We start from the raw sequence: 12,662 nt of genomic DNA on the forward strand, positions 1-12,662 counted from the left end.
ACTTGGCCGTGCGAGTCTGGCGGATGCGCAAGTCCATCAAAATCAACTTTACCGAAGTCGACCGCCAAGCCCTGGCCGCCATCGTTATGGACCGCAACAGCCCACAGAAGCACGTCTGGCGGGCGCAGATCGTTCTGCTGACCGCCGACGGCTGCGGCACCATGGAACTCACCCGCCGCGCCGGCACCAGCAAGACCTCGGTCTGGCGATGGCAGGCCCGCTTTCTTGCCGAAGGCGTGCCGGGCCTGCTGCGCGACAAGACCCGCCGCTCGCGCATCCCGCCGCTTTCGGCAGATGTGCAGGCCCGTGTGGTTGGCGCCACTCTGGCCGCGCCTCTGGGCGAGACCACGCACTGGACCTCGGGTGCGATGGCCAGACACATCGGGATCAGCGTCAGCTCGGTGCAACGGATATGGCGTGCGCACGGCCTGCAGCCGCACAAGATGCGCCTGTTCAAGCTGTCCAAGGATCCCCGGTTCGCCGAAAAGGTCGTCGACGTCGTCGGGCTCTACGTCAATCCGCCCGAGCACGCCGTGGTCCTGTCGATCGACGAGAAGAGCCAGATTCCAGCACTTGACCGGACCCAGCCCGGCCTGCCGATGAAAAAAGGCCGCTGCGGCACGATGACGCACGAGTATAAGTGGAACGGCACCACGACGCTGTTCGCGGCACTGAACGTGCTGGACGGCACGGTGATCGGGCGCTGCATGCAGCGCCACCGGCACGAGGAATTCATCCGCTTTCTGAACGCCACCGAGGCGGCCGTTCCGAAGGACAAGGCTGTCCACGCCATCATCGACAACTACGCCACCCACAAGCATCCGAAGGTCAAGGAATGGCTGGAGCGCCACCCGCGCTGGACGTTCCATTTCACCTCGACATCCGCGTCCTGGCTGAATGCCGTTGAAGGCTACTTCGCCAAACTCGCCAAGCGGCGCCTGCTGCGCGGTGTATTCCGCTCGGTCGCCGACCTCCAAACCGCCATCAAGCGGTTCCTCGCGGAGACCAACGCCGAGCCCCGGCCCTTTCGGTGGACAAAGGACCCCGACAAGATCATCGCCGCCGTGAAAAGAGGGCACCAAGTATTAGATTCTATCCACTAGGTCCGCGCACGATGATGCACGACGTGGCACGCCGATGAAAGCAACGCGCGCATTGGCACGAAGGGACCCGAACGACCCCTGTGAATTTCTTGAACCAGACATCTCGATCGGTGCCTCGGCAGCACGGGTTTGCCAACCCCGACAAGCTAAAGCTACGCTTACCTGTCGATGGTCCCGCGCAAGCGGGTGAAAAGGGAACGCCGTGCGTCCTGGCTGGACCAAGGGTCCGGGGACAACTCGGCGGCTGCCCCCGCAACTGTCAGCGGTAAGCCGCTGTCCCGCCCGCCTTACGCAAGGGCGAGCCACTGAATCCGTCAAGGATTTGGGAAGGCAGGGCCAGCCGCATTGATCCGTCAGCCAGGAGACCTGCCGTCGTCGCACCAACCGCCGCCGGGCGGGATGACCGAAGGTACGGAGACAACCATGCTGACGCTTATGCGGCGGACTTTCGCCGAACGCGCCACCGATCTGCGCAATCGGCTCGTCGCGCTCTATACCATCCTGATCGTCGCCAACGTCGGGATCTGGGCGTGGGCGTTCGAAACCTTCCGCCATCACCCGCTGATGCTTGGCACGGCGCTCCTGGCCTATAGTTTCGGGCTGCGTCATGCCGTCGATGCTGATCATATTGCCGCCATCGACAACGTCACCCGCAAACTGATGCAGGAGGACAAACGCCCGGTCAGCATCGGCTTCTTCTTTGCAACCGGCCACTCCCTGGTTGTCATCCTGGCCGCGCTTGGCATCGCGGCAGGTACATCGGAACTGGCGGTACGCTTCGGTTCGCTGAAGGATATTGGCGGCGTCGTCAGCACGTTGGTCTCGACGCTGTTCCTGTTTGCGATCGCGGCAATGAACATTGTCATCCTGCTTGGCGTCTGGCGAACCTTTCGGCACGTGCGTCGAGGCGGGATGTTTCACAATGAGGACTTCGACCTTCTGCTGAACAGTCGCGGACTGCTGGCGCGACTGTTCCGCCCGCTGTTCCGGCTGGTCACGCAAAGCTGGCACATGCTGCCGCTCGGTTTCCTGTTCGGCCTTGGCTTCGACACCGCGACCGAAATCGCGCTGCTCGGCATTTCAGCGACACAGGCCGGGAAAGGCATGTCGATCTGGTCGATCATGATGTTCCCCGCCCTGTTTGCCGCCGGCATGTCGCTGATCGACACGACCGACGGCGTGTTGATGCTCGGCGCTTACAATTGGGCGTTCGTCAGGCCAATCCGCAAACTTTATTACAACATGGTAATCACTGCCATGTCGGTCGTCGTGGCGGTGCTGATCGGCGGGATCGAGGGGCTTGGGTTGATCGGCGACCGACTGGGCCTGAACGGCTGGTTCTGGGATGGCATCGGCCTGCTTAACGACAACTTCAACGGGTTGGGCTTTGCCATCATCGGCGTGTTCATTCTGGCCTGGGTGGTCTCCTTGATCATCTACCGCTATGCGCGGCTCGACGAACTGGAAATCACCTCGACGAAGGGCTGATCACGCCTGGGCTGGCATCGGCAAGGTGCTAGCGTCTTCTGCCCGGCTTGACATCATCCCGCAGTGCCCGCACTGAACCTCCGGTTCCAGCTTGTTGCCGCCGTTCAAGCTGGCTCACGACAGAAACGGGCGCCCCACAAGTGCGTTGGAACGGTATGGTCAAGCCTGACAGACTGCTGCCATCCGCATCCCTGCTGACCCTGCTCCTGCTGGGCTGCACGCCATTATCCCACAAGCCCGAAGCAACCGATACGCGGGCCGGGCTTGCCGATCCACAAGCCCAGATTGAACGCGACCAGGCACGATGGGCGGACCAGGAAGCACAGAGACGCATAACCGACGGCGACTATGACGGTGCCGTTCAAGCGCATCAGCAGGCTGAACAGGACTTGCGGGAAGCCGAGCGGCAGCAAACCGGGCACTAGCACCTGACCTGGTGAAACGGCGAGACACGGATGCGCACTGTCAGTGCTGTAGCCGCGCAGTCGTTTGAACCGCCAGGACACCAAGGTTTTTCGCCAGCTACGGCCCTTGATGTCGACCTGCAAGAGCAGGCCAACGGCCAATAAAGATTACGAACCTGGCTTCAACCGCCGTTCCTGCTCCAGCAGCGCCTTCTTGCGCGGCACGCCCCAGCGATACCCCGTCAGCCCGCCATCGCTGCCGACCACGCGGTGACACGGAACCGCCAGGGAGACGGGATTGGTCGCGCAGGACCGGGCAACGGCGCGGATGGCTTTCGGATTGCCGGCCATTGCCGCCAACTGGGCATAGGTCCGGGTCTCGCCAGCCGGAATGCCGCACAGCGTCCGCCAGACTCGCTGCTGAAACGCCGTGCCGCGCAGGTCCAGCGGCAGGTCAAGCGCCTGTTTCGGCTCGCGCAGGAAATCCAGCACCGCTTGCACCGTGCCGGTAAGACAGGGGTCGTCCAGCGTGACCTCGGCGCGCGGAAAGCGGCGGCGCAGATCACCCATCAGGGCGTCATCCGGTTCGGCGAAGCCGATGAAGCAGACACCTTTCTCCGTGGCGCCGACCAGCAGCCGGCCGAACGGGCAGTCCGCGAACGCCGTGCGGATCAGTTCGCCGTCGCCGCCGCGCCGCGCCGCGCCGGGGGTCATGCCGAGCAGGGCGGCGGTTTTCTCGTAGACGCGGCTTTCCGAGCCGAAGCCGGCTTGTGCCACCGCATCGACCACGCGGTTGCCGTCGGCCAGCGCCGCATGCAGCCGGCGCGCGCGGACGCCCTCGGCGTAACGGCGCGGCGTCAGGCCGGTATGGTCTCGGAACATGCGCAGGAAATGAAAGCGGGAGTAGCCGGCCCGCGTCGCCAGGGCTTCCAGCGACGGCATCTCATCCCGCGCTTCGATGCAGGCGCAGGCGTCGCGAACGACATCCCGCGCGATGCGCGCGCGATCACCCTTCGGGTCACAGCGCCGGCACGCCCGGAAGCCGGCACGTTCGGCCTCTCCCGGTGAGCGGAAGAACCGGACGTTCTTGCGCAGCGGCCTGGGCGACGGGCAGACCGGCCGGCAGTAAACCCCCATGGTGGTGACGCCATAGAGAAAATCGTCGCCAGGGCGACGCGCTAGGACCTGATCCCAGAGACGGTCGTCCGGCGACAGGTCGACAACGTGCATGTCTTCAAGATGAATGTTTTTCATGAACGATATTGTGGCGCGGCACACCGGGGCGGCGCCATCCGCCGATTGCCGCGACACGAAAAAAGCCGGGAGTCGCCTCCCGGCCTTGCTCCCGACCTCCCGGATCAGCGAATGATGATCTCGACGCGGCGGTTCTGCGGCTCCCGCGTGTTGCGACCGGTGGCGACCAGAAGATGCGTCTCGCCAAAGCCCTGGATGCCGATCGAGGCCTTCGGCACACCATCCCGCACCAGTTCGGCCGCCACGGTGTCGGCGCGCCGCATCGATAGGCCCTGGTTGTATCGCACGGTGCCGGAGGTGTCGGTGTAGCCGTTGACCTCGATCCGCGTGTATTGCACGCGGGTGGAGTTGTCAGCCGCCTCCTTGACGATGGCACGCGCGCGGTCGGTCAGGCTGGCCTTGTCCCAGTCGAAGAACACCAGGTACGACCGCGCGGGTGCCGGCGCGGGGGCGGCGACCGGCGCGGGTGCCGGGGGTGCCGGCGGCGGCGGCACGTTGAACGCGTAGCGGACGCCGACAACAAGCTCATGATCGAACTGGTTGTGCAGCTTCAGGCTGGCCGGCAACGCCCTGCCGCCTTGCGTCACAACCTCGGCGCCGTCGAACTTCTCGCCGCCCAGGATGTCCATGAAGCGGTAGTCCGCCGTCAGCGACAGCCCCGGCACACGTGGGATCGGGAAGGATGCGCCGACGATCGCCTGCCCCGCAAACGCGCCTTGCTGGCTGTTGTTGGTGGTGCCGAACACGAACGGGCCGCCCGGCTGGACCGCCCCAACATTGTTCAGCGACGTCCACTGGTAGCCCGCGCCGACGCCAAGATACGGGTATACCCAGGGCGAACCGATATCGAGGTCGAACATCGCATTGGCCATGGCACCCCAGGTGCGGACATGACCGCCGCTGGACGCGGTCGGGAACGGGGTGCCGTTGATCTCGCGCAACGGGCTGCGCAGGAAGTCGCCCTCGATCTCGAAGCGAAAGCCGTTGCCGATGCCGTAACCGACCGCAAGCTCGGAATTGAAGCCGAAGCCCTCATCCAGTTCCACCCGCCCGGTCCTGAAACCGGTCCCGTAAGACGTTGCCTTCGGGTTCTGAGGCGCGCTCAGTCCGGCGCCGCCGCTGATGTAAAGGCCGGTGATCGGCTGCGCCATCGCCCTGTCGGGTGTCAGCGTCAGTACCGCCATCGGTGTAACGGCCAAGGCTGTTGCAAGCATCGCATTGCGAACGCGCATGCGTCGTGACTCCTGGTTGAGGTCTCAAGCGTCCAGATAGGATCGACCGCGCCAACTTGGTCGTAGCCCACCAGCCTTCAGGCGAGGACGGGTATTCTTTACGGGACCCAAGGCGGCAAGTCACCACGACTTGAAGATAATCACGAAGGCCGGATTGCCTGGCGGACCGGCGCTCGGCCCGGACCGGCGCGCCAGACAGGATTTCATGTAAGATATTGAGATAGACGGCAATTGACGTCGCTTTCGTATAGTGTCATCGCCAGCTATGGTAACAGTTCCTAACCCGCGGCCCAGGAAAGCACGCCGTCAGGTCATGCACATCGGCAACATTCAGGATTTTTTTCGGTCGTGCCTGGTTCCGGTCGCTGACGAACCCCGTTTCGCTTCACGGGACCGCGTCGACGCCGGCTTGCCCCGGAATGGCCCGCGGAGGGGATCGACCGGGGCAAACCGCCAGCCGGCAAGAAGACGCCAGCCGGCAAGAAGACGAATGTCAGCTTCATGTGGTCATTGATCAACGACGCCGTCGCGCTGGTGGCGCTTTATCCCGGATGCGCGCTGGCGGTGGTCTTCGCCGCCGCGATCATCGAGGCGGTGGCGGTGGTCGGCATCCTGGTTCCCGGCACGCCGATCCTGATGGCGGTGGCGGGCGCGGCGGCGATGGCGGGACAACCGATGGTGCCGTTCCTGATACTTTCGGTGGTCGGCGCGGTGATCGGCGATTTCCTCTCGTTCTGGGTTGGCCGGCGCTTCAGCGTCCGGCTGCGCCGCATGTGGCCGTTCTCCCGCTGGCCGGCCTTGATGGACAACGCGGTTTGCTTCTTCGCGCGATATGGCACCTACAGCGTGGCACTTTGCCGGTTTGTTCCGGTGCTGCGCTCCACCGTGCCGTTGGTAGCCGGCATGGCGGGCATGCGGCAGCGGCGCTTTGTGCCGGCCAATGTAGCCTCGGCCGTCGTCTGGGCGCCGCTGCATATCTATCCGGCGCAGATGGCCGGCCTGTCGCTGGATCGCCTGCGGACGGGGCACTGGGGATCGGCCGTGCTATGGGGCGTCGTCCTGCTGGTCTGCTGCGCCGCCGCCTGGATGCTGCATCGGACGATCCTCAGTCGAACCCGGTGATCAACCCCAAGGGATTATGTCACAGGGGATCAACCTCCCGGTGGATCAACCTCCCGAGGATCAACCTCCGGGCGCACCCTGGGTGTTGACGTAAAGCGCATACAGGCCGTGGCTGGCGGCCATGAACAGGCGGTTGCGGAAGCGGCCGCCAAAGCACAGGTTGGCGCAACGCTCGGGCAGCGCGATGTGGCCGATCGGCGTCGCGTTGCGGTCGAACACGCGAACCCCGTCCAGCTCCGCCTCGCCCATGCCCCAGCCGCACCACAGGTTGCCGTCGACATCCACCCGGAACCCGTCGGGCGTGCCTGCCGCGGCGTCGATAAAGCTTCGGTTGTTGCCGATCTTCCGGCCGTCCTGCTGAACATCAAAGGCGCGGATCGCCCGGTTGGGCGCGGCGCGGGAGGCCACCACGTACAGCACCGATTCGTCGGGTGAGAACGCCAGGCCGTTCGGCCCTTCGATGTCATCCGCCAGCATGGTCAGTTCCCCCGTCTGGCCGTCGATGCGCCAGACCGCGGCGGGCACTTCCGACTCCGCGCGCTCGCCCTCGTAATAGCCGCCAATGCCGAACAGCGGGTCGGTGAACCAGATCGAGCCATCGGACTTCACCACCACGTCGTTGGGGGAGTTCAGCCGCTTGCCTTGATAGCGGTCCGCCAGGACGGTGATCGTGCCGTCATACTCGGTGCGGGTCACCCGGCGGCCGCGATGTTCGCAGGTCACCAGGCGCCCCTGGCGGTCGCGGGTGTTGCCGTTGGCATTCCACGAGGTTTTCCGGAACACGCTGACCGCGCCGGTCTCCTCCTCCCACTTCAGGATGCGGTCGTTGGGGATGTCGCTCCACAGCACATAGCGGCCATCGCCGAAATATACCGGCCCTTCGGACCAGCGGCAGCCGGTGGCCAGCCGCTCCACCGACGCGAGCGGCAGGCGATAGGCGTTGAAGCTGGGGTCCATGACCTGGACATTCGGGTCCGGGTAGCGGTCGCTTGGTTCCCACATGGCTGGTTTCCCCTGGTTGAACCAGGATGGTAGCGCGGTGCCCGCCGCCGGCAAGCCGTGACGCATCATGCCGACGGAAACCTTGGGCGCGTGTGGCGAAATGATTGCCGTGCCGCGACGGGGACCAGGTCGGCAAGACTTGGTGCCGAACAGCCGCATGAACGCCAATGAAAATCCGGCGGCTCACTAATGCGTGTGCCACGTCGCGAACAATCGGCGTGATCGCCTGAGGCCGATGCAGTCGGAAGACGTCAATCTCGCGATCAAACAACATGCGGTCTGGGCCAGATCATGCTTAGAGACGCGGCGAAGGCTTTGCCACGCCCCTGATCTCCCTGACGGTGAAAAATGACCGCCGCGACACTCCGTTTCGCGATCCCCCTTCTTGTTGCCTGCCTGTATCCGGCGCTTGCCCAGGCTCAGTCAGGATCGCCCTCCCCACCGGATACCTCGCAACAGCCCGCCTCCTCCCAACCCGGCGCGCCGACGCCGACCGTGCCGCCGCCCACGGGACCCGCGAGCATCCCGGCATCGGATACCCTGACGGGGAATTGGAGCGGCTTGCGCACGAGGCTCGAGTCGGCCGGCGTCATTTTCGGACTGGAGGAGCAAAGCGAGGTCTGGGGGAACCTGGCCGGCGGGCTGCGGCGCGGTGCGGTCTACGACGGCCTGCTCACCCCCAGCCTGACGCTTGACCTCGATCAGCTTGTGGGCTGGCAGGGTGCCCGGTTCTTCGTCAACGCGTTTCAGATCCATGGCCGCGGGCCGTCGGCCAACCTTGTCGGCAACCAGCAGCTCGTCAGCAACATCGAGGCGACCCGCGACACCAAGCTCTTCGACCTTTGGCTTGAACAGACCCTGATGGGCGGACGCCTCATCATCCGCCTCGGACAGGAGGGCGCCAATGACGAGATGATGATCACCCAGTACGGCGCCGTGTTGCTGAACTCGAGCTTTGGGTTTCCCGGTCTTCCGGCCGCCGACCTGCCGTCAGGCGGCCCCAATTATCCGATAGCAGCGCCCTTCGTTCGAATCTCGTTCCAGGCCACCACCAACGTTACCGTTGTCGGCGCTGTCTTCAGCGGCGATCCGGCTCCGCCAGGCACGGGAGATCCACAGGCGCGCGACGCCGGCGGTACGGCGTTTCGCTTCAACGCCCACTCGTTGAGCTTCGTCGAGCTGTGGTATTCGGCCAATCAAGGCGACAACGCGGTCGGGCTGCCCGCCACGTACAAGCTGGGGACCTGGTATTCCTCCGCCGGCTTCGCGGATCAGTTCTATGACACCAACGGCTTGCCGCTGGCGTCTCCTGGCGGCGGCGGCATCCCGCGCGGCCACTCGGGGGATTTCGCGATCTACGGCATCCTCGACCAGATGATCTGGCGGCGGTCCGGCACGAAGGATCAGGGGATCGCGGCGTTTCTGCAGGTGATGGGATCGCCCGGCGGCTACAACGTCAGCAACCTGTTCATCGAGGGCGGGATCAACTGGAAAGCGCCATTCGCGGGCCACGACAAGGACATCATGGCTTTCGGCGTCTCATACCTCGGAATAAGCCCCGCCGCGCGCCAGTTCGCCGACAGCGTGATTTCGCTGACCGGCTCCGGATCGCGCTACAGCAGCAATGAGACGGTGCTTGAAGCGAGCTACCTAAATCAGGCGACGACCTGGCTGTCGCTGCAGCCCGATGCGCAATATATCATCAATCCCGGCGCCAGCATCCCGACCGCCGCGAGCCACACGCCGCTGAAGAACGCCCTCGTTCTGGGCGTACGGGCCTCCATCCTGTTTTAATCGGCCGATCAGGCACTGCCCGCGAACGGACATGAGCCATGCGCTTCGGCATCCCCGAATGCGGCCATTGGTGCGGCTATCACGACTTTCGCGTGTTTCCCCGGTGTCGCAATTGCAACTGCTTGCCCCGCACTGGTACGGCATTGCCGCCGTGATTTTTATCCCCTGTTCCCTCCTCACCCTGCCGGGTCTAGTATTTCCATATACGGCCCCATAGCTCAGTCAGGAAACCAACATGGCCCCGCCCCCGCCTTTCGGCGCCAATTCCGCCGCCGCCCGCGACATCGCCACCGTGCTCCACCCCTACACCGATTTGCAGGCCCACCAGGAAGTCGGACCCGTCGTCATTGCCCGCGGCAAGGGCGTGCGGGTCTGGGACGAAGCCGGCAAGGACTACATCGAAAGCGTCGCCGGCCTGTGGTGCGCCTCCCTCGGCTTCGACAACGAACGCCTGGTGCAGGCCGCCACCAACCAGATGCGCAAGCTGCCGTTCTACCACGCCTTCACCGCCAAGTCGCACGAGCCGATGATCGACCTGGCGGAGATGCTGATCGCCCGCGCGCCGGTCCCCATGAGCAAGGTGTTCTTCGCCAATTCCGGCTCCGAGGCCAACGACTCCGCCATCAAGATGGTCTGGTACCTCAACAACGCGCTCGGCCGGCCGAAGAAAAAGAAGATCATCGGCCGCCTGAATGGCTACCACGGCATCACCATCGGTTCGGCTTCACTGACCGGATTGCCGTACAACCACCGCAGCTTCGATGTCCCGCTGCCCGGCTTCCTCCACACGATGACGCCGCATTTCTACCACGGCGCACTGGCCGGCGAGTCGGAAGACGACTTCGCCACCCGCTGCGCCGACGAACTGGAAAAACTGATCCTGGCCGAGGGGCCTGACACGGTCGCGGCGATGTGGGCCGAACCGATCATGGGCGCCGGCGGCGTGATCCTGCCGCCGCGCGGCTACTTTCCGAAGATCCAGGCGGTGCTGCGCAAGTACGACGTGCTGTTCGTCGCCGATGAGGTGATCTGCGGCTTCTGGCGCACCGGCAACTACTGGGGCAGCCAGACCCTGGACATCCAGCCGGATATTCTCGTCTGTGCCAAGGCGCTGTCGTCGTCCTACCTGCCGATCAGCGCAGTGATGGTGAACGAAACGGTGTTCCAGGCCCTGGCGCAGGAAAGCCACACGATCGGCACCTTCGGCCACGGCTTCACCTATTCCGGCCACCCGGTGCCCGCCGCCGTTGCGATCGAGACCTTGAAGATCTACGACGAACTCGAGATCGGCGCCCATGTCGGCGCGGTCGGCCCGCATCTGCAGACAGAACTGCGCCGGCGCTTCGCCGACCACCCGATGGTGGGGGAGGTGCGCGGCACCGGCCTGATCGCCGCGGTCGAACTCGTCGCCGACCAGGCCACCCGCACGAACTTCGATCCAAAGGCGAAGGTGGGCGGCCGGCTGACCAGACTCTGCGAGGACAACGGGGTGATCAGCCGCACCACGGCGAACGACAGTCTGTGCTTCAGCCCACCGCTGATCATCTCGAAGGACGAGATCGACGACATGCTCGATCGCGTCTCGAAGTCGCTCGACGAACTGACCGTCCAGCTTCGGCGGGAGCAGATCGCGGTGGTGAGCTAACAGGTTCCACCCCCGAAGTTCGTCGCATCTTGCGGCGGATGTAGGGGTGGCGACACATAACGGTTGCGAATCAGGCACGGGTGAGCAGGTCACACCTGACGACAGGACGATAGCACTTTTCGATCAGTTTGCGCCTATTCGTCATGGCCGGGACAAGCCCCGCCATGACGGGTTCAAAACGGAGCGACCTGATCGAAAAACTGCTTTAAGCCCCCGCGCCACCGCGACGGCCGCCTCTCGCTCCACGCCGCACCTGTTCAAGGAACAGGAGCGGAGCGTCCAACTGTCGCCAATCAAACACTGTCTGGCATGCAAGCCACAAAAAAAATCAATCGTGACGATCATGCGCGGTTCCCGCCAGGCAGGATCGCTAAGTTCTGGACACGCCCGCGGCGCCGCTTTAGTCACGAGAGTGTGACAGGCAGAGCGTGGATATCTTGGCGAACACCCGAAGCACGCCTTTATCCTTGACGGCAGCGGCCGATCGGTCCGGGCTGCCGGCCGAGGGGACAGCGGGCGTCGTGATCATCACAGGTGCCTCGTCCGGCATAGGGCGTTGCACGGCCGGATTGTTCGCCCGCCATGGCTGGCGTGTTGGCCTGATCGCCCGCGGCGAAGCGGGGCTTCAGGCAGCCTGCGGCGATGTCGAATGTCAGGGCGCCATGGCCGCGATGGCGCAGGCCGACGTGACCGAAGCCTGCGCATTGGAAGCCGCGGCAACGTCGATCGAACAGGCGCTCGGCCCCGTCGACGTCTGGGTGAACTGCGCGGGCAACGGCACCTATGGGCGGTTCCTCGACACGCCGGCCGAGGAGTTCCAGCGCGTCACCGACGTGACATATATTGGCACGGTGAATGGCACGCGCGTGGCGCTGCGGCGCATGTTGCCGCGCGATCATGGCCGCATCGTCAACGTATGCTCCGCCGCCGCCTTTCGCGGCATGCCGCTGCTGTCATCCTATTCGGGCGCGAAGCAGGCCGTGCGCGGCTTCGGCCAATCGGTCTGCGCCGAACTGGCGCAGGACCGCAGCCGGGTGCGGCTGACGACAATCTTTCCGCCCGCAGTCAACACGCCGTTCTTCGAACACGCCATATCGCACATGGGACGGCCCGGGCGGCCAATGTCGCCGGTCTATCAGCCCGATATCGTTGCGGATGTAATACATCTGGCGACGATGACCGGACGCCGCGAGATGTCGGTCAGCTTCACCACGGTACTGTTCTCGATCTGCGTGCGACTCGTTCCCGCCGTCGTCGATCGGGCGATACGCCGGCTCGGCTATGACGGGCAGCTCTGCGGCCGCACGATCGGGCCGGTGCCGCACAACACCACGTTGTTCACACCCTCTGATCAGCCCTCGCCGGTGCGCGGTGCGTTTAGTGCTCAGGCGCGATCAGGCAGCGTGCACGTTCGTATTCTGTGCGCACTTGGTCGCCTGACCGGGAAAAACCGCCGTGATCCACGTGCCGGATCGGCAGCCGTGTTCCGTCGCCCCATGCGGGAGGCCGCGTCGCGGGAGACGGAGTCGCGAGAGACAGCATCCGCCTTCACCGAGGGCGGTGTTTCAAGCGCCCTCACCCCAGCGTCCGGTCCCAAGCGAGCGTAATAAACCTGCTA

Annotated in this window: 10 protein-coding genes and 1 riboswitch; of the genes, 7 read left to right on the forward strand and 3 right to left on the reverse strand. The window is 64.7% G+C overall.

What is annotated here, in order from left to right; translation table 11 throughout:
- The first annotated feature begins 23 nt into the window (after positions 1-23).
- From ACQY4S_RS16900 to ACQY4S_RS16910, 3 genes are all read left to right on the forward strand, one after another.
- Positions 24-1,103 carry an IS630 family transposase gene (locus ACQY4S_RS16900; protein WP_428486402.1) on the forward strand — a complete coding sequence of 360 codons (1,080 nt, stop codon included), beginning with the start codon at positions 24-26 and terminating at the stop codon, positions 1,101-1,103.
- Positions 1,104-1,255: 152 nt separating this feature from the next.
- Positions 1,256-1,491: riboswitch (cobalamin riboswitch) on the forward strand.
- Positions 1,492-1,526: 35 nt separating this feature from the next.
- The gene (locus tag ACQY4S_RS16905; protein WP_428486403.1) at positions 1,527-2,591 is read left to right on the forward strand and encodes a HoxN/HupN/NixA family nickel/cobalt transporter; all 1,065 of its coding nucleotides are present in this window, start codon (positions 1,527-1,529) and stop codon (positions 2,589-2,591) included.
- Positions 2,592-2,746: 155 nt separating this feature from the next.
- A complete protein-coding gene (locus ACQY4S_RS16910) occupies positions 2,747-3,016 on the forward strand; it encodes a hypothetical protein (RefSeq protein ID WP_428486404.1) in 270 nt (89 codons plus the stop codon).
- A 147-nt stretch (positions 3,017-3,163) separates the two neighbouring features.
- Here the strand turns inward: ACQY4S_RS16910 and ada are convergent, their stop codons facing one another.
- Together ada and ACQY4S_RS16920 are read right to left on the reverse strand one after the other, a co-directional pair.
- A complete protein-coding gene (gene ada, locus ACQY4S_RS16915; protein ID WP_428486405.1) occupies positions 3,164-4,249 on the reverse strand; it encodes a bifunctional DNA-binding transcriptional regulator/O6-methylguanine-DNA methyltransferase Ada in 1,086 nt (361 codons plus the stop codon).
- Between the two features lie 104 nt (positions 4,250-4,353).
- A complete protein-coding gene (locus ACQY4S_RS16920; RefSeq protein WP_428486406.1) occupies positions 4,354-5,481 on the reverse strand; it encodes an OmpA family protein in 1,128 nt (375 codons plus the stop codon).
- Positions 5,482-5,982: 501 nt separating this feature from the next.
- On the opposite strand from ACQY4S_RS16920, the gene ACQY4S_RS16925 reads away from it, so the two are divergent.
- On the forward strand, positions 5,983-6,603 hold the full coding sequence (locus ACQY4S_RS16925; RefSeq protein WP_428486407.1) for a DedA family protein: 621 nt from the start codon (positions 5,983-5,985) through the stop codon (positions 6,601-6,603).
- Between the two features lie 60 nt (positions 6,604-6,663).
- Here the strand turns inward: ACQY4S_RS16925 and ACQY4S_RS16930 are convergent, their stop codons facing one another.
- Positions 6,664-7,605, reverse strand: coding sequence for an SMP-30/gluconolactonase/LRE family protein (locus tag ACQY4S_RS16930; RefSeq protein WP_428488438.1), 942 nt, complete (start codon positions 7,603-7,605; stop codon positions 6,664-6,666).
- 348 nt (positions 7,606-7,953) lie between these two features.
- On the opposite strand from ACQY4S_RS16930, the gene ACQY4S_RS16935 reads away from it, so the two are divergent.
- From ACQY4S_RS16935 to ACQY4S_RS16945, 3 genes are all read left to right on the forward strand, one after another.
- Positions 7,954-9,399 carry a carbohydrate porin gene (locus ACQY4S_RS16935; RefSeq protein WP_428486408.1) on the forward strand — a complete coding sequence of 482 codons (1,446 nt, stop codon included), beginning with the start codon at positions 7,954-7,956 and terminating at the stop codon, positions 9,397-9,399.
- Between the two features lie 235 nt (positions 9,400-9,634).
- Positions 9,635-11,044, forward strand: a complete 1,410-nt coding sequence (locus tag ACQY4S_RS16940; RefSeq protein ID WP_428486409.1) for an aspartate aminotransferase family protein — start codon at positions 9,635-9,637, stop codon at positions 11,042-11,044.
- Between the two features lie 467 nt (positions 11,045-11,511).
- On the forward strand, positions 11,512-12,651 hold the full coding sequence (locus ACQY4S_RS16945; RefSeq protein WP_428486410.1) for an SDR family oxidoreductase: 1,140 nt from the start codon (positions 11,512-11,514) through the stop codon (positions 12,649-12,651).
- Positions 12,652-12,662 lie beyond the last annotated feature (11 nt).

The organism is Rhodopila sp., assembly GCF_965276935.1.
Lineage (GTDB): Bacteria > Pseudomonadota > Alphaproteobacteria > Acetobacterales > Acetobacteraceae > Rhodopila.